20 protein-coding genes are annotated in these 18,869 nt (G+C 67.9%); 9 read left to right on the top strand and 11 right to left on the bottom strand.

The window, feature by feature from the left end; genetic code table 11:
* Positions 1 to 54 precede the first annotated feature (54 nt).
* From raiA to Q4F04_RS07600, 8 genes are all read right to left on the bottom strand, one after another.
* Positions 55 to 636 carry a ribosome-associated translation inhibitor RaiA gene (raiA, locus tag Q4F04_RS07635; RefSeq protein WP_303369241.1) on the bottom strand — a complete coding sequence of 194 codons (582 nt, stop codon included), beginning with the start codon at positions 634 to 636 and terminating at the stop codon, positions 55 to 57.
* A gap of 178 nt (positions 637 to 814) precedes the next feature.
* The gene (gene lptB / locus Q4F04_RS07630; protein WP_303369240.1) at positions 815 to 1,558 is read right to left on the bottom strand and encodes an LPS export ABC transporter ATP-binding protein; all 744 of its coding nucleotides are present in this window, start codon (positions 1,556 to 1,558) and stop codon (positions 815 to 817) included.
* A complete protein-coding gene (gene lptA / locus Q4F04_RS07625) occupies positions 1,558 to 2,043 on the bottom strand; it encodes a lipopolysaccharide transport periplasmic protein LptA (RefSeq protein WP_303369239.1) in 486 nt (161 codons plus the stop codon). Before lptA ends, lptB begins: the two co-directional genes overlap by 1 nt.
* Before the next feature lie 25 nt (positions 2,044 to 2,068).
* Positions 2,069 to 2,638 (bottom strand): hypothetical protein, encoded by a 570-nt coding sequence (locus tag Q4F04_RS07620; protein ID WP_303369238.1) that lies wholly within the window; start codon positions 2,636 to 2,638, stop codon positions 2,069 to 2,071.
* Position 2,639: 1 nt separating this feature from the next.
* Positions 2,640 to 3,596 carry an SIS domain-containing protein gene (locus Q4F04_RS07615; RefSeq protein WP_303369237.1) on the bottom strand — a complete coding sequence of 319 codons (957 nt, stop codon included), beginning with the start codon at positions 3,594 to 3,596 and terminating at the stop codon, positions 2,640 to 2,642.
* Between the two features lie 9 nt (positions 3,597 to 3,605).
* The gene (locus Q4F04_RS07610) at positions 3,606 to 4,220 is read right to left on the bottom strand and encodes a ribonuclease D (protein ID WP_303369236.1); all 615 of its coding nucleotides are present in this window, start codon (positions 4,218 to 4,220) and stop codon (positions 3,606 to 3,608) included.
* A gap of 94 nt (positions 4,221 to 4,314) precedes the next feature.
* Positions 4,315 to 5,046, bottom strand: coding sequence for an aquaporin Z (aqpZ, locus tag Q4F04_RS07605; RefSeq protein WP_303369235.1), 732 nt, complete (start codon positions 5,044 to 5,046; stop codon positions 4,315 to 4,317).
* 85 nt (positions 5,047 to 5,131) lie between these two features.
* Entirely contained in the window at positions 5,132 to 6,055 is a 924-nt protein-coding gene (locus tag Q4F04_RS07600) for an SDR family oxidoreductase (RefSeq protein WP_303369234.1), read from the bottom strand.
* A gap of 138 nt (positions 6,056 to 6,193) precedes the next feature.
* Between Q4F04_RS07600 and Q4F04_RS07595 the strand changes: the two genes are divergently transcribed.
* The 6 genes from Q4F04_RS07595 (at position 6,194) to ggt (ending at position 12,379) form a co-directional block, all read left to right on the top strand.
* The gene (locus Q4F04_RS07595; protein WP_303369233.1) at positions 6,194 to 7,093 is read left to right on the top strand and encodes a LysR family transcriptional regulator; all 900 of its coding nucleotides are present in this window, start codon (positions 6,194 to 6,196) and stop codon (positions 7,091 to 7,093) included.
* Positions 7,094 to 7,196: 103 nt separating this feature from the next.
* Positions 7,197 to 7,991: an SDR family NAD(P)-dependent oxidoreductase gene (locus Q4F04_RS07590; RefSeq protein ID WP_303369232.1), complete on the top strand. Its 795-nt coding sequence runs from the start codon at positions 7,197 to 7,199 to the stop codon at positions 7,989 to 7,991.
* A gap of 22 nt (positions 7,992 to 8,013) precedes the next feature.
* Complete coding sequence (locus tag Q4F04_RS07585) at positions 8,014 to 8,535, top strand: cytochrome b (RefSeq protein ID WP_303369231.1); 522 nt, start codon at positions 8,014 to 8,016, stop codon at positions 8,533 to 8,535.
* 46 nt (positions 8,536 to 8,581) lie between these two features.
* Positions 8,582 to 9,523: an aldo/keto reductase gene (locus tag Q4F04_RS07580; protein ID WP_303369230.1), complete on the top strand. Its 942-nt coding sequence runs from the start codon at positions 8,582 to 8,584 to the stop codon at positions 9,521 to 9,523.
* A 52-nt stretch (positions 9,524 to 9,575) separates the two neighbouring features.
* Entirely contained in the window at positions 9,576 to 10,526 is a 951-nt protein-coding gene (locus tag Q4F04_RS07575) for a glutathione S-transferase family protein (protein ID WP_303369229.1), read from the top strand.
* A gap of 119 nt (positions 10,527 to 10,645) precedes the next feature.
* Entirely contained in the window at positions 10,646 to 12,379 is a 1,734-nt protein-coding gene (gene ggt / locus Q4F04_RS07570; protein WP_303369228.1) for a gamma-glutamyltransferase, read from the top strand.
* A 207-nt stretch (positions 12,380 to 12,586) separates the two neighbouring features.
* Here the strand turns inward: ggt and Q4F04_RS07565 are convergent, their stop codons facing one another.
* Both Q4F04_RS07565 and Q4F04_RS07560 read right to left on the bottom strand, forming a co-directional pair.
* A complete protein-coding gene (locus tag Q4F04_RS07565) occupies positions 12,587 to 13,069 on the bottom strand; it encodes a pyridoxamine 5'-phosphate oxidase family protein (RefSeq protein WP_303369227.1) in 483 nt (160 codons plus the stop codon).
* Positions 13,066 to 13,428, bottom strand: coding sequence for a hypothetical protein (locus Q4F04_RS07560; RefSeq protein WP_303369226.1), 363 nt, complete (start codon positions 13,426 to 13,428; stop codon positions 13,066 to 13,068). Before Q4F04_RS07560 ends, Q4F04_RS07565 begins: the two co-directional genes overlap by 4 nt.
* A gap of 115 nt (positions 13,429 to 13,543) precedes the next feature.
* Between Q4F04_RS07560 and otsB the strand changes: the two genes are divergently transcribed.
* Genes otsB through otsA form a run of 3 tightly spaced genes read left to right on the top strand, consistent with a single transcriptional unit; the run spans position 13,544 to position 17,537 of the window.
* On the top strand, positions 13,544 to 14,320 hold the full coding sequence (otsB, locus tag Q4F04_RS07555; protein ID WP_303369225.1) for a trehalose-phosphatase: 777 nt from the start codon (positions 13,544 to 13,546) through the stop codon (positions 14,318 to 14,320).
* Positions 14,317 to 16,146, top strand: a complete 1,830-nt coding sequence (locus Q4F04_RS07550; RefSeq protein WP_303369224.1) for a glycoside hydrolase family 15 protein — start codon at positions 14,317 to 14,319, stop codon at positions 16,144 to 16,146. The genes otsB and Q4F04_RS07550 overlap by 4 nt, the downstream gene beginning before the upstream one ends.
* Entirely contained in the window at positions 16,143 to 17,537 is a 1,395-nt protein-coding gene (gene otsA / locus Q4F04_RS07545) for an alpha,alpha-trehalose-phosphate synthase (UDP-forming) (RefSeq protein WP_303369223.1), read from the top strand. Before Q4F04_RS07550 ends, otsA begins: the two co-directional genes overlap by 4 nt.
* On the opposite strand, the gene Q4F04_RS07540 is transcribed toward otsA, so the two are convergent.
* Complete coding sequence (locus Q4F04_RS07540) at positions 17,534 to 18,769, bottom strand: hypothetical protein (protein WP_303369222.1); 1,236 nt, start codon at positions 18,767 to 18,769, stop codon at positions 17,534 to 17,536. The genes otsA and Q4F04_RS07540 overlap by 4 nt on opposite strands.
* Between the last annotated feature and the right edge of the window lie 100 nt (positions 18,770 to 18,869).

The following is an 18,869-nucleotide window of genomic DNA, read 5'->3' as shown; positions in this document are numbered from 1 at the left end:
CGTAAGAGCCGGGCCGGCCGAAACCTGCCCGGCTGTCATGCTAACGCTGCGGCGTCAGCTCAGGTTGCGGGGGTCGATCCAGCCCACGTTGCCGTCCTCGCGGCGGTGGACCACATTGACCCCTCCGTGTTTCTCGTTGCGGAAGACCAGCATCGGCACGCCCGCAAGCTCCATCTGCATGACCGCGTCGCCAACCGACAGGGTCGGCACCCGGGTCTCCATCTCTGCCACGATGATGGGCTGCAGGCCGGCGTCGTCCTGCGCTTCCCATTCATCCTCGTCGGCGGCCAGCACATAGCTTGAGGCGGCGCCGTATTCAACCGGCTCGGTGCGGTCCTTGTGGTGGTCGCGCAGGCGGCGCTTGTAGCGGCGCACCTGCTTGTCCATCTTCTCGCGGCATTTCTCGAAGGCGGCGTAGATATTGTCGGGATCCTGCCCCTTGGCCTGGACCGTCAGGCCGGTGGACAGATGGACCACCGCGTCGCAGGTCAGGTTGTGGGCGTCGCGCGAAAAGATCACCGTGGAGTCGGTCGGTCGCTGGGCGTATTTCTCGAAGGTCGCGTCCAGCTCGGTCTCGACATGCGTGGACAGCGCCTCGCCGATGTCAATCTGCCGTCCACTGATCTGATAGCGCATGATTCTTTCCTTTCCGTAGGCCGGGCCGGTGGTTGCGCCGCTGCCGGCGCAGACCGGCCGGGGACAAGAGCCCATGACCGGGCTCCTGTCTTTATTTGGGAACAGGGCGCCTCCGGTGTCAATCGGGGCAGGTCCGCCGCGACGCCGCGCTTACATTTATGGTAAAGACCCCCTGCGCTCAGCCCAAGGTGAAGCTTTCGCCCAAGTAGACCTCGCGCACGCGCGGGTCCTCGACGATGGCGGCGGTGGTGCCCGACATCAGCACCCGGCCGTCGTGCAGGATATAGGCGCGGTCCACGATCCCCAGCGTCTCGCGCACGTTGTGGTCGGTGATGAGGACGCCGATGCCCCGGGACTTCAGGTCGTGGACAAGACCCCGGATCTCGCCCACGGCGATGGGATCGACGCCCGCGAAGGGTTCGTCCAGCAGAAGGAAGGCGGGGTCCGAGGCGAGGCAGCGGGCGATTTCCACCCGCCGCCGTTCGCCCCCCGACAGGGCGAGCGCCGGGGCATGGCGCAGATGGCCGATGGAAAAATCGCCCAGCAGTTCCTCCAGCCGCTCGCGGCTCTGGCGGCGCTCGCGGCCGGCGACCTCAAGCACGGCCATGATGTTCTGTTCGACCGACAACCCGCGGAAGATCGACATCTCCTGCGGCAGGTAGCCGATGCCCATCCGGGCGCGGCGGAACATCGGCAGGGCGCTGACGTCGCGCCCGTCGATGACGATGCGGCCCGCGTCCGGCATGACCAGCCCCGCGATGCAGTAGAAGCAGGTGGTCTTGCCGGACCCGTTCGGCCCCAGAAGCGCCACGACCTCGCCCCGGCCCAGCCGTATCGAGACATCGCGGATCACCGGGCGGTTGCGATAGGATTTCCGCAGGCCATCGACCTGCAGGCCCGAGGCGGCAAAGGCAGGCGGCATCAGTTCTGGCCCGGCTGCAGTACCGTCCGCACCCGGCCGGATACCGAGGCGGTGCCGTCGTCCAGGCTGACCTCGATCCGGTCGCCGGCCAGCACGCTGTCGCCGCGGGTGACGATGGCATCGCCGGTCAGGACGATCGTTCCGGTCTCGACGTCATAGACGGCCTCGGCAGCCTCGGCGGCGTCGGGGCCGCTGACCAGCGTGACACCGCCCGTGGCATTGAGGGACCGGATGCGGTTCTGCCCGCCCTCGGCATAGACCACGGTCACGGACTGGGCCGAGAGCCGCATCTGCCCCTGCCCGATCAGCACGTTGCCGGTGAAGACGGCCTCGCCCGTGTCCTGGTTCACCCGCAGGGAATCCGAGGTCACCTCGACCGGCGCATCGGCATCGGCCCGCATGGCGCCGAAGCCCACCGTCTGGGCTGCGGCGGCAAGCGGGAGGGCCAGCGCAAGGAGGCCGGAAAGGATCAGGGAACGCAGCATGGTCGGCTCCTTCCAGCGGCGGGGGTCAGGGGCGGTATAGCAGCCGCACGTTCCCGTTCAATTCAAGAACCGTGGTCCCGGCCGCATCGGGACCAAGCCGCATGGCGTCCCCCTGAAGCTCGCCGAAAGGCGCGGTGACGTCCACCGTCCGCGCGGCGCTGACCACGCCCGCGTCAAGCTGCGCCTGCATCTGCGGGGCGGTCAGTTCCCATCCCGTGGACAGCGCCATGCGGGTGCCGCCGTCCAGCGTCAGCAGCTCGCCCTTCTTGGCGGCCTGCGGGGCGGTGACGACCATCAGCACCCCGTCGCGGGACCTCCAGTCCAGCGTCAGGTCGCGCGCCGTCCCGTCCTCGGCCTCTCCCGGCACGGCGCGGGTGGCGCGCAGGGTCACGGTGGCGCCGTCATCGGTGACGGTGGTGAACTCGGGCGCGCCGATGCCTTCGGCGCGGGACAGTTCCTCGAAGCGGCCCTCGGCATAGGGGATCGCCGCCTGCGGGTCGGGCTTGCGGGCCAAGAGGAACAGCACCGACAGCAGCGCCAGCGCCGCCAGCGGCAGGACCACCCGCAGAAGCTGGACGATGCGGGTCCGCAGCACCCTAGACCATCCCGGCCCTGAGGCAGTCGTGGATATGCAGGATGCCCTGTGGCCGGTCCTGCGTGACGGCAAAGAGGCTGGTGATCTTGCTGTCCTGCATCTGCGCCAGCGCAGCTTCCGCCAGCGCATCAGGGGCGATGGTGCGGGGGTTCTTCGTCATCACCTCGCCCGCCGTGTGGTTCAGCAGCCCGTCCATGTGCCGCCGCAGGTCGCCGTCGGTGATGATGCCGACCAGCCTGCCACCGCCATCCGTGACGCCGGTCACGCCGAAGCCCTTGCGGCTGATGGTCAGCAGCGCCTCGGCCATCGGCGCATCCTCGGGAACCAGAGGCATGTCCTCGTGCATCAGGTCACCCACGCGGGCGAGCCTCGCCCCCAGCTTGCCGCCGGGATGGAAGGTGCGAAAATGCTCGGGCGTGAAGCGGCGATGCTCCATCAGCGCCACGGCCAGCGCGTCGCCCAGCGCCAGAGTCATCGTGGTCGAGGTCGTGGGCACGATCCCCGTCCCGCAGGCTTCCGCCGCCATAGGCAGCAAAAGCGCCACGTCGGACTGGCGCAGCAGGGTGGACCCCTCGCGCCCCGCCACCCCGATCAGCGGGATGGAAAAGCGCCGGGTATGGGCCACGATATCCGCGATCTCGGGCGTCTCGCCGCTGTTCGACAGCACCAGCGCCACGTCGCCTTTCGTGACCATCCCGAGGTCGCCGTGGCTGGCCTCGGCCGGATGGACGAACTGCGCGGGCGTGCCGGTCGAGGCGAAGGTCGCCGCGATCTTGCGGCCGACATGGCCCGACTTGCCCATGCCCGAGACGATCACCCGGCCCGTGGCTTCCAGGATCAGCCGCACGGCGGCATCGAAGGGCCGGGCCAGGGGGCCGTCCAGCGCGGCCTCGATCTCGGACAACCCCTGCGCCTCGCAGCGGATCACGCGGCGGGCGGTTTCGACATATTCGCTCATCCCCCAGACCTAGTGATGGAAGATATCGTTGTCATCGCCCCAGCCCATCAGGTCCAGCGTCGCCCGCGCCGGCAGGAAGTCGAAGCAGGCCTGCGCCAAGGCGGTCCGCCCCTCGCGTTCCAGCCGCTTTTCCAGTTCCGCCTTCAGCGCATGCAGGTGCAGCACGTCGGATGCGGCATATTCCAGTTGCGCGGGGGTCAGTTCCTCAGCCCCCCAGTCGCTGGTCTGCTGCTGCTTGGACACGTCCACGCCCACGAGGTCGTTCAGCAGGTATTTCAGCCCATGCCGGTCGGTGAAGGTCCGCACCATCTTGGACGCGATCTTGGTGCACCAGACGGGGCGCGTCACCACGCCGAAGGTGTTTTCCAGCATCGCGATGTCGAAACGGCCGAAGTGGAACAGCTTCAGCGTCTCGGGATCGGAGAGCATCCGGGTCAGGTTCGGCGCCTCGCGCTGGCCGCGGGCGATCTGGACCAGATGGGCCTCGCCGTCGCCCGCGCTCATCTGCACCAGGCACAGCCGGTCGCGGCGGGGGTCGAGGCCCATCGTCTCGGTGTCGATGGCCACGACCGGGCCGAGGTTCAGCCCGTCCGGCAGGTCGTGGCGGTGAAGATGAATGGTCATGCGCGGGTCCCTTCGGCTTTGGGGGCGGATGTGCCCGCCCCGCCCGATCGCGTCAATGAAAAGGCGTCGTCGCCCTTCGGCAAAGGCCCGCCACCTAGCCGGGGCTGCGGATGCCGCCGACAACGGGCTCCTCGGGCTGCGGGCTGAGCCAGCGATAGAGGATGCCGCCCAGCGCCCCCCCGATCAGCGGTGCCACCCAGAACAGCCACAGCTGCCCCAGCGCCCAGCCGCCCACGAACAGCGCCGGCCCGGTGGATCGCGCGGGATTGACCGAGGTGTTGGTGACGGGGATCGAGATCAGGTGGACCAGCGTCAGCCCCAGCCCGATGGCGATGGGGGCAAAGCCCACCGGTGCCCGCCCATGCGTGGCCCCCATGATGATGAACAGGAACAAGGCTGTCAGCACCACCTCGGCCAGAAAGCCCGCGCCCATCGAATAGCCGCCCGGCGAATGTTCGCCATAGCCGTTTGCCGCAAAGCCCGAGGCCGCGGCGTCGAAACCCGGCGCGCCACTGGCGATCAGGTAAAGCACCAGCGCCCCCAGGATCGCACCCAGGACCTGCGCCACCACATAGGGCAGGATCTGCGAGGACGGGAAACGCCCGCCTGCCGCAAGCCCGACCGTCACCGCAGGGTTCAGGTGGCATCCCGACACATGGCCGATGGCATAGGCCATGGTCAGCACCGTCAGGCCGAAGGCCAGCGACACGCCCAGAAGGCCGATTCCCACCTCTGGGAAGGCAGCCGCAAGCACGGCCGAGCCGCAGCCCCCGAATGTCAGCCAGAATGTTCCGATAAGTTCCGCCGCGTATTTGCGAGAATCCATCCCTGACACCTTCGAAAGAGCCGGCTGGCTGCCGACCCTCTCAAGGTCTCACAGAACTGTGAAGGCATGAAGCTGTTGAAAAAGATCAGCCGGTCCCCTGCCCGCCGGTCGCGGCATAAACCTCGCCGGTGATATAGCTCGCCTCGTCGCTGGCGAGCAGCACGTAGATCGGCGCGATCTCGACCGGCTGGCCGGCGCGGCCCAGCACGCTGTCGGCGCCGAACTCGGGCAGGTCCTCCTTGGGCTGGCCGCCCGAGACCTGCAGCGCGGTCCAGAACGGTCCCGGCGCCACCGCGTTCACCCGGATGCCCTTGGGCGCAAGCTGCTTGGCCAGCCCTTGGGCAAAGACCTTCCCGGCGCCCTTGGTCATCGCATAGTCGAGCATGTCTGGCGAGGGCGAGAAGGCGTTGATCGACGAGGTCACGATGATCGAGGCCCCCTTCTTCAGATGCGGCAGCGCCTGCTGCGCCATCCAGAAGGGCGCGTAGATGTTCGTCTTGATCGTCGCGTCGAATGCGTCCGAGGTGATGTCGGCAATGGATTTCTGCGCCTGCTGGCGGCCTGCGTTCAGGACCAGCACCTCAAGCCCGCCCAAGCCCTTCACGGCATCGTCGATGACCTTGCGGGCGGCCTGCTCGTCGCGGATGTCGGCGGGCAGTGCGACCGCGCGCCGGCCCTCGGCCTCGATCAGCTTCACGACCGTCTGCGCGTCGCTTTCCTCGTCGGGGTGATAGTTGATCGCGACATCCGCCCCTTCCCGCGCAAAGGCGATGGCGGCGGCGCGGCCGATGCCGCTGTCGCCCCCGGTGATCAATGCGCGCTTGCCCTTGAGCCGGTTATGGCCCTTGTAGCTTTCCTCGCCATGGTCGGGCTGCGGGTCCATCTTTTCGGCCAGCCCCGGCCAGGGCTGCTGGTCGTCGGAATAGGGATTGAGCGGCAGGCGCGGGTCCTCGATCGCGCCCGAGCGGTAGGGAGGGAGAACGGGGTCGGAGCCTTCCTTGCCGGACATGGGTCAGCCTTTCACAGCACGAGTTGCGAGGGGCAACGCCCCCGCGCCGCAGCCGTTCCCCTGCCAGGGCGCGGACCGCTGGCGCCCGGCAGGTCCGCCATGGTGGAATGCGGCAAGCCGCGGATAAAGAGGAAAGCGATGAACCGACTGGAATGCGACCGGATGTTCATGGCGGTGATGGAGGCGGGCAGCTTCATCGGCGCCGCCAGGCAGCTCGGCACCAGTTCGGGGCAGGCCTCGAAGCTGGTCTCGCGGCTGGAAACGGAACTGGGCGTGCGGCTGCTGAACCGCACCACCCGCTCGGTGTCCCCAACCGAGGCGGGACAAGCCTATCACGACCGGCTGCGGGTGCTGATCGAGGAACTGGACAGGCTGGACAGCGAGATCCGCAACATCTCGCAGACCCCGCGCGGGCGGCTGCGGGTGGCCGCGCCCCTGACCTTCGGCATCCGCGAGCTTGCCCCGGCGCTGAACGACTTCGCCGCCCGCTACCCCGAGATCGAGCTGGAGGTGAACTTTTCGGACCGGGCCGTGAACCTTGTGGACGACGGCTTCGACCTTGCCGTGCGGGTCGGGCAGCCGGACGATTCCAGCCTCATCATCCGCAAGCTCTGCTCGGTCCGCATCGTCGTGGTGGGGGCGCAGGCCTACCTGGACCGCAATCCCGCGCCCGAAACCCCCGCCGACCTGACGCGGCACGACTGCATCATCGACACGAACTTCCGCGATCCCCGCCGCTGGCCCTCGGGCGATGCGCCGGGGGTGGCGGTCAGCGGGCGGCTGCGCTTTTCCAATGCCGAGGCCTGCCTGCAGGCGGCGGAAGCCGGGCTGGGTCTTGCCTGCGTCCCCGCCTTTATCGCGGGCGATGCGATCCGCGGGGGCCGGGTGGTGCCGCTGCTGCAGGATTTCGAATCCGCGCCTTATGACATCTTCCTGCTTTATCCCCACAGCCGCCATCTTGCGGCCAAGGTGCGGCTGCTGGTGGACGCGCTGGTGGAACGCTACCGCGACACCCCGCATTGGGAACGAGGCTGGTAGCAACCTCTTCCATAAAGGAAACAATCCCTTTCCCGATCAGCAGATTATATCCCTCCTTCCTCGGCATTATCTTGGTGTCAACGCAGACGAGGAGAGACAGCCCATGCATATCGACCTGACCGACAAGACCGCCATCGTCACCGGCTCGACCGGGGGCATCGGCCTGGCCATCGCCACCGGCCTTGCCCGCGCCGGCGCCCGCGTCGTGGTCGTCGGCCGCCGCGAGGACGGCACGAATGCCGCGCGGGACGCCGTGAACGCGGCCTCGGGGCGCGATGACGCCCGCGCGGTCGTGGCCGATGCGGGGACCGCCGAGGGTTCGGCCGCGCTGATCGCGGCCGAGCCGCAGGCCGACATCCTTGTCAACAACCTCGGCATCTACGGCGCCCGCCCCTTCTTCGACATCACCGATGCCGAATGGGACGAGATGCTGCAGGTCAACGTGCTCAGCGGCGTGCGGCTGGCCCGCCATTACGCGCAGGGGATGCGCGACCGGGGCTGGGGCCGCATCCAGTTCATCTCCAGCGAATCGGCGCTGAACATCCCCGGCGAGATGGTCCATTACGGCGCGAGCAAAGCCGCCGTGCAGGGCGTGTCCCGCGGACTGGCCAGGGTGCTGGCGGGAACCGGCGTCACCGTCAACTCGATCCTGCCGGGGCCGACGCGCACCGAAGGCTCGGTCGAGATGATGCGGGATCTGGCCCGCGAACGTGGCGTATCCTCCGAGGAGATGGAGGCGCTGTTCCTGAAGGAAAACCGCCCCTCGAACCTCTTGGGCCGCTTCGCCACCCCCGAGGAGGTCGCGGCCATGAGTGTCTATGTCGCCTCGCCGCAAGCCAGCGCCACCACCGGCGCGGCCCTGCGCGTGGATGGCGGAACCGTCGAAAGCATCGCCTGATATCATTGGAGGAGAGACCGACATGGCTACCGACACGCGAGACGGCTACGGCCTTATCAGCAAGACCTTTCACTGGGTGATGGCCTTCCTGGTGGGCTGGCAGTTCCTGAAGTTCTTCGACCGCATCGGCGAGGGCGAGCATTGGGTCGGTCAGGGGCCGGTTTCCTGGCACTTCTCGATCGGCGTGCTGCTGCTGGTGATGGTCGTTGCCCGCTTCGGCTGGGCGTTCAATCAGCGGGGGCAGCGTCCTCTGAACGATCCGGCAATGGATTTCTACATCAAGGCCGGGCACGGCCTCATCTACGCCACGCTGATCCTGTTGCCGCTGACCGGCATCCTGCTGATGGTCGGCGCCGGCTTCGGCGTGACCGCCTTCGGCATCGAACTGATCGCCAAGGGCGAGAAGATCGGCTGGGCGCAAGGCCTCGGCAGCCTGCATTCGCCGCTGGCCTGGGTTCTGGCGGCACTGGTCATCGGCCATATCGCGATGGCCCTGTTCCACCAGTTCGTCAGGCGCGACGGGACGCTGGACCGGATGCTGTGACGCACCGGCCGTCCCTCCCCCCTTTCACAAGACAGGAGATTTTTTCATGGAAAAGCGTGAACTCGGCCAGTCGGGCATCGCCATTGCCCCCCTTGTTTTCGGCGGCAACGTCTTCGGCTGGACCGCCGACCGGCAGCGGTCATTCGAGTTGCTGGACCGCTTCACCGGGCGCGGCTTCAACGCCATCGACACCGCCGACGTCTATTCGTCCTGGGCGCCGGGACTGTCGGGCGGTGAATCCGAAACCGTGATCGGCGAATGGCTGGCCCAGAAGGGCCGCCGCGAAGACGTGGTGCTGATGACCAAGGTCGGCATGTGGGAGCCGCGCAAGGGCCTCTCCGCCGCCAATATCGAGGCCGCGCTGGACGATTCGCTGCGTCGCCTGCAGACCGACCATGTGGACGTTTACTTCGCCCATGTGGACGACGAAAGCGTGCCCTTCGAGGAAACGCTGGGCGCCTTTTCCCGGCTGATCGAGGCAGGCAAGGTCCGCGCCATCGGCGCCTCGAACCACTCGGCGCAACGCCTGCAGGCCGCGCTGGATGCGGCAAAGGCCGCCGGGCTGCCCCGCTACGAGATGGTCCAGCCCGCCTACAACCTTTACGACCGCAAGGATTTCGAGCAGTCGCTGCTGCCCGTGATCCAGTCGGAAGGCATCGGCGCCGTCAGCTATTTCTCGCTGGCGAGCGGCTTCCTGACCGGGAAATACCGCAGCAAGGCCGATCTTGAGGGCAGCAGCCGCAAGGGCTTCCTCGAAGGCTATTTCGACGACCGCGGCGAGCGTATCCTGACGGCGCTGCGCGAGGTGGCCGAAGCTGTGGGCGCCCCGCAGGCGCAGGTCGCGCTGGCCTGGCTGATGTCGCGCCCCGGCCTGACCGCCCCCATCGCCAGTGCCACCAGCGAGGGCCAACTGGACGAGATCATGGGCGCCGTGGCCCTCGACCTGCCCACTGAGGCCCGCGAGCGGCTGGACGCCACGAGCCGGTGAACGAACGCCCGGCGCGGGTCTCGCGCCGGGACCAGCCTGAAAGGAGACGCCGATGCTCGTGCAAGGGAAATGGGTGGCCGACTGGCAGCCGGTGCAGGCCAAGGACGAAAAGGGCGGCTTTGTCCGTCAGACATCCAGCTTCCGCAACTGGATCACCCCCGACGGCAGCCGCGGCCCGAGTGGCGAAGGCGGTTTCGCCGCAGAACCCGGCCGCTATCACCTTTACGTCGCGCTGATCTGCCCCTGGGCCTCGCGCACGCTGATCGGGCGGCGGCTGAAGGGGCTGGAGGACGCGATCTCGGTTTCGGTGGTCGAGCCGGAACTGGGCGATCAGGGCTGGCGCTTTGCCGAACCAGACCCGCTGACCGGCGCGGACCACCTGCACCAGATCTACAGCGGGGCCGATCCGCAGGTCTCGGGCCGGGCCACGGTGCCGGTCCTCTGGGACAAGCAGCGCCGCACCATCGTCAACAACGAATCCGCCGAGATCCTGCGGATGATGACCACGGGCTTCGGCGATCTGGCCGACCTGACCTATGACCTCTATCCCGCCGATCTGCAGGACGAGATCGAGGCCCTGAACGCCCGCATCTATCCGCGCCTGAACAACGGCGTCTACCGCGCGGGCTTCGCCACCACGCAGGAAGCCTATGACGAGGTCTTCCACGAGGTCTTCGCCATGCTGGACGAACTTGAGGCGCGTTTTGCCGATGGCCGCGCCTTCCTGTCGGGTGATCGGGTGACGGAAGCCGACATCCGCCTGTTCGTGACGCTGGTGCGCTTCGACGCGGCCTACCACGGGCTGTTCAAATGCAACCTGCGCCGGCTGGCCGACTATCCGGCACTCAGCGCCTATCTGGAACGGATGCTCGCCCTGCCGGGCGTGCGCGACACGGTCAGCATCGACCACATCAAGCGCGGCTATTATTCGATCAAGGCGCTGAACCCGACCGGCATCGTGCCGCTGGGTCCCAGACTGGAATGGGACCGCCAGCCGCTGTGACCCGCGGCGCGGGGAAGACGGCGGCAGGTCTGGACGCAAGCCCCGGATCGCCTCATCCTTCGCTCGGGGACGCCGGATGCATCCGGCGCGGACATCATCCGACCGCAAGGAGGGCGATCATGGGGCGACTGGAATCAAGGCGGCTTTGTTTCGTGGCGGCGCTGTGGCTCGGGGCGGGCGCGGCCTTTGCCGCATCCCCTGTCCCGGTCGAGGGGCAGAACGGCATGGTGGTGACGGCGCAGCACCTGGCCTCGCAGGTCGGCGTCGATGTGCTGAAGGCCGGCGGCAATGCGGTCGATGCCGCCGTGGCAGTGGGCTATGCGCTGGCGGTGGTCTATCCGACCGCGGGCAACCTCGGCGGCGGCGGCTTCATGACGATCCGGCTGGCCGACGGGACGACGACATTCCTCGATTTCCGCGAGCGTGCGCCGCTGGCCGCGACCAGCACCATGTATCTGGACGCCGAGGGCAACCCGATCCCCGGCGCCAGCATCGACGGCTATCTGGCCGTGGGCACGCCGGGGTCCGTCGCGGGCCTCGAGATGGCGCGTGAGAAATACGGCACGAAACCGCGCGAGGAGCTGCTAGCCCCCGCGATCCGACTGGCAACGGAAGGCTTCGTGCTGGAACAGGGCGACATCGCCTCTTTCGCGGATGGCAATGACCGGCTGGCCCGGGACCCGGCGGCCGCAAGGATCTTCCTGAAGGACGGCCAGCCCTATCGGATCGGGGACCGGCTGGTGCAGGCAGACCTTGCCGGATCGCTGCGGCAGATTTCCGAAGGCGGGGCGGAGGCCTTCTACAACGGCGGCATCGCCGACCTGATCGTGCAGGCGAGCGAGGCCAACGGCGGCATCCTCGCGAAAGAGGATTTCCAGCAATACCGGGTCCGCGAGATGGCGCCCGTGACCTGCAGCTATCGCGGCTACGACATCGCCTCGGCGCCGCCGCCCTCGTCCGGCGGGCTGATCATCTGCGAGATCCTGAACGTGCTGGAAGGCTACCCGATTTCCTACCTGGGCCATGGCTCGGCGGAAACCACGCGGCTGATGGTCGAGGCGATGCGCCACGCCTATGTGGACCGCAACACCGCGCTGGGCGATCCCGATTTCGTGGAAAACCCGGTCGAAAGGCTGACCAGCAAGGCCTATGCCGACGAGATCCGGTCCCGCATCGACGCCTTCCGCGCCGGCGTCAGCGCCGAGCTGCAGGTCGATGTCGCGCCCGAGTCCCCGGAAACGACGCATTATTCCATCATCGACAAGGACGGGAACGCGGTTGCCGTCACCTACACGCTGAACGGCTCTTTCGGGACGGCCAAGGTGGCCGAGGGCACCGGCATCCTTCTGAACAACGAGATGGACGATTTCACCGTCAAGCCGGGGGTGCCCAACCTGTACGGGCTGGTGCAGGGCGAGGCCAACGCCATCGAGCCGCGCAAGTCGCCCCTGTCCTCGATGAGCCCGACCATCGTTTCCAGGGATGGCGAGCCCTTCATGGTGATCGGCAGCCCCGGCGGGGCGCGCATCATCACCATCACCCTGCAGGCGATCATGAACGTGATCGACCACGGCATGGACCTGCAGGAAGCCATCGACGCCCCGCGCATCCATCACCAGTGGCTGCCCGACCGGGTCTTCGTCGAGCCGCGCGGCCTGTCCTCGGACACCATGCGCCTGCTGGTCGGGATGGGATACGACATCGGCACCGATCCGAACTGGCCGGTCTGGGGCGAGGCGGCGGGCATCCTTGTCGGCGGCAAGAGCCTGCGGGACATCGAGGATGGCGACGGCAGGGGCTATCACGGCGCGATCGACAGCCGCGCGAGTGCCGGGGCCGCGATCGGTTACTAGCCCTCAGCCCTGAGGAGCTTATCATGAATCAACCCGCGCAGCAGGGCTGCGCGGGTCTTCGTGAGCATCACGAACCAATAACAGAAACAACTCGTAACAAGCGATGCTTTGCAAGACGGCCGTCTTGAACCCTGTTGACCACATGGGACGCCCGCGTTCAATTTGTCCAAATGGACATGTTCCGGCGCAGGCGGAAAGCGGCTGTTCCTACAAGCGCACCGAGGCCTGGTCGTCCTTGTAGTCCATCTTGGGATCAACCCCCAGCAGCGACTTGACCCCGGCCAGCAGGCTCGATCCGTCCAGCCAGATCTCGGCCTGGTCTGCATCAAGGCGCAGCAGACGCAGCTTGGGGTCGTCCTTGCCCTTCTCGTACCAGGCGGCGACCTGCGGATTCCACAGCTTGTCGATCATGGCGCGATCCTGCGACAGGCTCAGGCTGCCCTGGATCGAGGCGTAAAGCTCTCCCTTCGCGGAAAAGGTGGCGATGGCGCGGCGGCCTTCGGTCAGCTTGTCCACGATGTGGTTGTCGCTCGAGGTGAAGAACCACAAGGGCGAGCGTTCCTCGTCGATCTGGACGTACATCGGGCGGGCGAAGCCGTCCTCGACTCCGTCCACCCCCAGCATCATCACGCGTTCCGCGGCAAGCGCCTTCCAGAAGCGGGCCTCGATCTTGGCGTCGTCGGTCATCATGCGTTCTCCTGTGAATCAAGGGCGATCTGCGTATGCTGGACCACGGTCCAGTCGTCATGGGCGCGGCGGCGGTAGACCGAGGTGCAGGCCGCGGCAAAGCGTGTTTCGCCCTTGGCGGCGACCACGCAATAGGCGATGGCGATCAGCCCTTCCTGGGGGCGGCGCACGTCCTGCTGCGAAAAGGCGACCTCCTCCCATGCGGGCGTGTGGCTGACCGCCTCGACCGCGGCCTCGCCCGTGAACAGCCAGGGCGCCCGGCTCAGCGCCATGACGCAGTCGGGGTCCACCCGCTCGTGATAGCGTTCCTCGCTTGCCCGCCACAGGCTTTCCTCGAATTCCCAGACCCGCTTGTCGTCCATCGGCCCCTCTCCCCGGATGCATGTTGGACAACACCGGAACGGCGCAGGCGTTCCGCGCGGGGCCAGACTCCCGGCGGGGTTGTCCTCTGCAGCCGGCCCGCCTAGATTCTGCCGGATGGACCAGAACTCCTCGCGCGAGATGGCCGGGGCTGCGCCCGCGCCGGCCGGGCTGCCCGGCAGGGTGGATGGGCTTGCCCTTTTCCTCGACATCGACGGCACGCTTCTGGACATCGCCGACACGCCGGACGGGATCGTGGTGCCGCCGGGGCTGGCGGGGGCGCTGGAACGGCTGACCGCAAGGCTGGGCGGGGCGCTGGCGCTGGTCACGGGTCGGTCGCTTGCCACCGTGGACCGGCTGTTTCCCGGCCTTTCCGCCACGGTCAACGGACTGCACGGGGCGGAATGGCGCGACGGGTCCGGGCGGATCTTCGCCCCCGACACCACCGACGCCTTTTCGGGCGCCAAGCAGCGGCTGCGCGAACAGGCCGCCCGCTGGCCCGGCGTCGTGTTCGAGGACAAGGGCCCGGCCTTCGCCGCCCATTACCGCCTTGCCCCGGCCAGCGAAGCGCAGGTGCGGCGGCTGATGCAGGCGCTTGCGGAAACCGTCGGCGACAGGTGGAAACTGCAGGAAGGAAAGGCGGTTGTTGAGTTGCGGCCGCACGGCCGGGACAAGGGAGACGCATTGATGCAGACGATGGGGCAAAAGGCTTTCGCGGGGCGCCGGCCGCTGGCCGTCGGCGACGACGTGACGGACGAGGCGATGTTCGCGGCCGCGAACCGCCTTGGCGGCCTGTCGGTCCGGGTCGGCACCGACGGGCGCGAGACCCTCGCGCAGTCCCGCATCCCCTCTCCTGCCGATCTGCGGGCCTGGGTCGAACGGGTGTCGCAATGAACGCCCCTGTCGAGACCCCCAGCCTGGCCGCCGCGACCACGGCCCCCGTCCACTCGCTCGACCTGGGCGTGATCGGCAATGCCGCGGCCGCCGCATTGGTGGACCGGAACGGCGCGATCCTCTGGATGTGCGCGCCGCGCATGGATGGCGACCCCGTCTTCTGCCGCCTGCTGGGCGGGGCGGGGGAAGGCGGCGACTGGTCGATCACCCTCGAGGATCTCGCCCGCAGCGAACAAAGCTACCTGCGCAACACCGCGATCCTTGAAACGATCCTGACCGATGGCGCGGGAAACCGGCTGCGCATCCTCGACTTCGCGCCGCGCTTCAAGGAGCTGGGCCGGATCTTCCGCCCCCTGGGCATCGTGCGGATGATCGAACCGCTGGAAGGCACTCCCCGCGTCCGGGTCCTGATGCGCCCGCGTCACGGCTACGGCGCCCATGTCCCCGAGACCACGCGCGGCACCAACCACATCCGCTTCATCCTGGGCGAGCAGGTGCTGCGCCTGACCACCAACGCGCCCATCGACTATGTCGAGCACGGCAGGGCCTTTCTTGTCGACCGGCCCTATGCCTTCGTCTTCGGCGCGGACGAACGTCTGTCCGAGGCCCCGCTGCAGATGGCGCGCAGCTTCATGGACAAGACTGCCGATTACTGGCGGAACTGGGTCCGCTACCTGTCGGTGCCGCTGGACTATCAAGACGTGGTGATCCGCTCGGCCATCACGCTGAAGCTTTGCGCGCATGAGGAAACCGGGGGCATCGTCGCGGCGCTGACGACCTCGATCCCGGAATACGGGGAAAGCGGGCGGACCTGGGACTATCGCTTCTGCTGGCTGCGGGATTCATATTTCACCGTCAGCGCGCTGAACCTGCTGGGCGCGACCCGGACGATGGAGGAATATATCTCCTACGTCTCGAACATCGCGGCGGGATCGCCCGACGGCTACCTGCAGCCGCTGTTCGGGCTGGGGCTGGAACGGCAGGTGGACGAGGAGATGGTCCCGACCCTGCCCGGCTATCGCGGCCTAGGCCCCGTGCGGCGCGGCAATGCCGCCTATACGCAGGTGCAGAACGACGGCTACGGCTCGGTGATCCTGTCGATCACCCAGGCGTTTTTCGACGAGCGGCTGCCCCGAATGGGCGGCGAGGCGCTGTTCCAGCGGATCGAAAAGCTGGGCCGGCAGGCGGCGGAACGCTGGAACCAGCCCGACGCGGGGTTGTGGGAGTTCCGGACGCGCGGCGCTGTCCACACCCATTCCGCCGTGATGTGCTGGGCCGCCTGCGACCGGCTGGCCAAGATCGCGGACAAGCTGGCCCTGCCAGAGCGCGAGGCGCATTGGCGCGCCGAGGCCGACGTGATCCGCGAGGGCATCCTTGAACTCGGCTGGAACAAGGAACTGCAAAGCTTCGTGTCCAGCTTCGGTGGCCGCGACCTCGACGCGAGCCTGCTGCTGATGCCGCAGATCGGTATCATCCCGGCGCATGACCCGCGCTTCCTGTCCACGCTGGAGGCCTGCGAGAAGCACCTGCGCTTCGGCAACCACCTTTACCGCTACCGCGCCCCCGACGATTTCGGAGAGCCGGAGACCGCCTTCACCGCCTGCACCTTCTGGCTGATCGACGCGCTTGTCCGCGTCGGCCGCCGCGAGGACGCGCGCCAGATCTTCGCCGAGATCCTGCGGACCCGGAACCACCTCGGCCTGCTTTCCGAAGGGGTCCATGTCGAGACGGGCGAGCTTTGGGGCAACTTCCCGCAGACCTATTCGATGGTCGGACTTGTCCATGCCGCCATGCACCTGTCCCGAAGGTGGGAGGACGTGCTGTGAGCCGGCTGATCGTCGTCTCGAACCGCGTGCCCGACCCGACCAAGGGGGCGCCCGCCGGCGGGCTGGCCGTCGCGCTGCATTCCGCGCTGGAAAAGGCGGGCGGCGTCTGGATGGGCTGGACCGGCAAGTCCAGCGGCGTAAAGGAACCGGGGCCGCTGCAGTTCGTGGAACGCGGCAACATCACCTATGCCCTGACCGACCTGTCGCGGCGCGACCTGTCGGAATATTACGCGGGCTTCGCCAACAGCGTGCTGTGGCCCTTGTGCCATTACCGCCTGGACCTGACGGAATACGCGCGCAAGGACATGGCGGGCTATTTCCGGGTGAACCGATTTTTCGCGGAACGGCTGCGGCCCCTGATCCAGCCCGACGATCTCATCTGGATCCACGACTACCACCTGATCCCGATGGCCGCCGAGCTGCGCCGGATGGGGGTGGAAAACCGCATCGGCTTCTTCATGCACATCCCCTGGCCCTCGCCGGATGTGTTCTTCACCCTTCCGGTGCACGAGGAGATCATCGGCGGCCTGACCGCCTATGACGTGGTGGGATTCCAGACCGAACATGACGTCGAGAACTTCGCCCTCGGCCTCAGGCGCGAGGGGATCGGGCGCGACCTCGGCGGTGGCTGGATGGTCGCCCACGGCCGCCGCTTCCGCGCCTGCGCCTTCCCCATCGGCATCGACGTGGCCGAGTTCGCCTCGATGGCGAAACGGGCGGTGCGGAATACGGCAGTCAAGCGCACCGCCGTCAGCTTCAACGGCCGCGACCTCATCATCGGGGTGGACCGGCTGGATTATTCCAAGGGCCTGACCCACCGCATCGACGGGTTCGAGCGTTTCCTGATCGCCAACCCCGACTGGCGCGGGCGCACGACGCTGCTGCAGGTCACGCCGAAATCCCGCAGCGACGTGCCGGGTTATTCCGACATGCAGCGGCAGGTGGCCGAACACGCGGGCCGCGTGAATGGCGCGATGGGCACGATGGACTGGACGCCGATCCGCTATATCAACCAGTCCGTCGGGCGCAGCACGCTTGCGGGCCTTTACCGTGTCGCCCGCGTCGGGCTGGTGACGCCCTTGCGCGACGGCATGAACCTGGTCGCCAAGGAATTCGTCGCCGCCCAGAACCCGGCCGATCCCGGCGTCCTTGTCCTGTCCCGCTTTGCCGGGGCGGCGCGGGAACTGGACGCCGCGGTTCTGGTCAATCCCTATGACATCGAGGCCGTCGGCAACGCCATCGCCCGCGCCCTGCCGATGCCGCTCGAGGAGCGCGTCGAGCGGTTCACCGCGATGATGGCCCGGCTGGAACAGAACGACATCTCGAAATGGTGCGCGGACTTCCTGGCCGCGCTGGTGCCGCAGGGCACCGCGCCGCAGGCCGCGGCCTAGGGGCGCCGCGCCTCGAACCGGGCGACCATCCGGCGCAGCCGCTGTTCGCTTGCGCCGATGGTGGCGTCGTAGCGGCGGTTCGAAAAGCCGAAAAGCGTCGATTGCGCCGATGCGTCATGGCCGACGAGGAAGGGCAGCGTCGTGACGACCCGCAGCCCCTCCATCCGGCCCAGCCAGCGGTCGATCGTGTTGTCATGAACGTTCCGGTCGCGGTCGTCCCATTGAGCCAGCCGTTCCAGGGCACGAGGGCCATAGATGTTAAGGACCGTCCCCACCGTCCGGTCGAGATGCACAAAGGTCATGCCGTCCCGCCGCTCGACCCGCCGGATCGTGCAGTCGTCGGGCAGATCGCTGAGCAGGCCGGAAAAGACGTCCCATTCGACACCTTCCAGGTAGTGCCGGATGCCGTCCAGCCGCGCCTCGAAATCCGGGGGAAAGACCGCGTCATCCTCGCAGACCAAGAGGGGCGCGGCATCCTGCGCCAAGGCGGCCCGGGCAATGGCGACATAGCTGAGGCCGCAGCCGCGCCAGGCGGGATGAAAGCGCAGCCCGTCGAAGACGCGCAGGCCCTTTGCCTTCTGCGCGGCAAGAAGCTGGCGGCGCTGGGGCGTCTCGGGCAGGCTGAGGCAGAGCCGGTCGCCTGCGGCCAGATTGCGCAGGGCGGGAAAGATCCGGGGATCGACCCGCAGCGGGTCCAGCGCCTGCGCCGCGATCAGCCAGCGCGCAAGCTCGGCCGCGATGTCATCGACGCGCGCCCCACCAGCAGCGGCCCCGGCCGCCAGCCGCGACAGGGCGGGCGCGACAAAGACGCGGCCTCGCGAAACCCCGGCGTTGGTCAGCGCCGTCACACCCGCGCCGTCGGCAACCAGATGGACCGAAGCGCCCGCGCTGCCCCGGATACGGCCCTGCGCATGGCGATTCAGAAACCTCGCAACCGCAGCGGCCTCGGGCAGGATCACCCCGGTTTCCGGCAAGGGCGCATGGTCCCCCGTCTGCAGCAGCAGGCCCGGACCCCGAGGATCGTTGCAGATGCCCGCCTCGCCCGCCTGCCCCAGCAGGGTCATCGCCGCACGCAGCGGGGCGTCCAGATGCTGCAACTCGTCCCCCAGCCGCAGCGGCAGGACGATGCGCGGCGTCGCGCTGTCGCTGCGCTTGGGATGGCGGATGCGCGCCAGAAGGCCGGGAAGCCCCTCGCGGCGCAGCACGCGGCCGACGTTGCCAAACTGCGTCATGAAGCGGCGGGCCTTGTTCCGATCACAGGATGACCCGATGCTCGGCCTGCCCCCGAAGCCCCGTCGCCACGGCGAAGGTCATCCCGGCCTGCGGATGGGC

Origin of the sequence: Paracoccus sp. (in: a-proteobacteria), assembly GCF_030536915.1 — a bacterium.
Taxonomy (GTDB): Bacteria; Pseudomonadota; Alphaproteobacteria; order Rhodobacterales; family Rhodobacteraceae; genus Paracoccus.
The sequence above is the reverse complement of the archived record's forward strand: the minus strand, read 5'-3'. Positions and strand labels throughout refer to the sequence as shown.

Bases quoted from the DNA above. Each gene is read 5' to 3' on its own strand.
- otsB (WP_303369225.1), top strand. From the start codon at position 13,544: ATGGACCAGAACTCCTCGCGCGAGATGGCCGGGGCTGCGCCCGCGCCG.
- ggt (WP_303369228.1), top strand. From the start codon at position 10,646: ATGGGGCGACTGGAATCAAGGCGGCTTTGTTTCGTGGCGGCGCTGTGG.
- Q4F04_RS07590 (WP_303369232.1), top strand. From the start codon at position 7,197: ATGCATATCGACCTGACCGACAAGACCGCCATCGTCACCGGCTCGACC.
- Q4F04_RS07600 (WP_303369234.1), bottom strand. From the start codon at position 6,055: ATGTCCGGCAAGGAAGGCTCCGACCCCGTTCTCCCTCCCTACCGCTCG.
- aqpZ (WP_303369235.1), bottom strand. From the start codon at position 5,046: ATGGATTCTCGCAAATACGCGGCGGAACTTATCGGAACATTCTGGCTG.
- Q4F04_RS07615 (WP_303369237.1), bottom strand. From the start codon at position 3,596: ATGAGCGAATATGTCGAAACCGCCCGCCGCGTGATCCGCTGCGAGGCG.
- raiA (WP_303369241.1), bottom strand. From the start codon at position 636: ATGCGCTATCAGATCAGTGGACGGCAGATTGACATCGGCGAGGCGCTG.
- Q4F04_RS07580 (WP_303369230.1), top strand. From the start codon at position 8,582: ATGGAAAAGCGTGAACTCGGCCAGTCGGGCATCGCCATTGCCCCCCTT.
- Q4F04_RS07575 (WP_303369229.1), top strand. From the start codon at position 9,576: ATGCTCGTGCAAGGGAAATGGGTGGCCGACTGGCAGCCGGTGCAGGCC.
- lptB (WP_303369240.1), bottom strand. From the start codon at position 1,558: ATGCCGCCTGCCTTTGCCGCCTCGGGCCTGCAGGTCGATGGCCTGCGG.
- lptA (WP_303369239.1), bottom strand. From the start codon at position 2,043: ATGCTGCGTTCCCTGATCCTTTCCGGCCTCCTTGCGCTGGCCCTCCCG.
- Q4F04_RS07550 (WP_303369224.1), top strand. From the start codon at position 14,317: ATGAACGCCCCTGTCGAGACCCCCAGCCTGGCCGCCGCGACCACGGCC.
- Q4F04_RS07565 (WP_303369227.1), bottom strand. From the start codon at position 13,069: ATGATGACCGACGACGCCAAGATCGAGGCCCGCTTCTGGAAGGCGCTT.
- Q4F04_RS07595 (WP_303369233.1), top strand. From the start codon at position 6,194: ATGAACCGACTGGAATGCGACCGGATGTTCATGGCGGTGATGGAGGCG.
- Q4F04_RS07540 (WP_303369222.1), bottom strand. From the start codon at position 18,769: ATGACGCAGTTTGGCAACGTCGGCCGCGTGCTGCGCCGCGAGGGGCTT.
- Q4F04_RS07560 (WP_303369226.1), bottom strand. From the start codon at position 13,428: ATGGACGACAAGCGGGTCTGGGAATTCGAGGAAAGCCTGTGGCGGGCA.
- Q4F04_RS07610 (WP_303369236.1), bottom strand. From the start codon at position 4,220: ATGACCATTCATCTTCACCGCCACGACCTGCCGGACGGGCTGAACCTC.
- Q4F04_RS07585 (WP_303369231.1), top strand. From the start codon at position 8,014: ATGGCTACCGACACGCGAGACGGCTACGGCCTTATCAGCAAGACCTTT.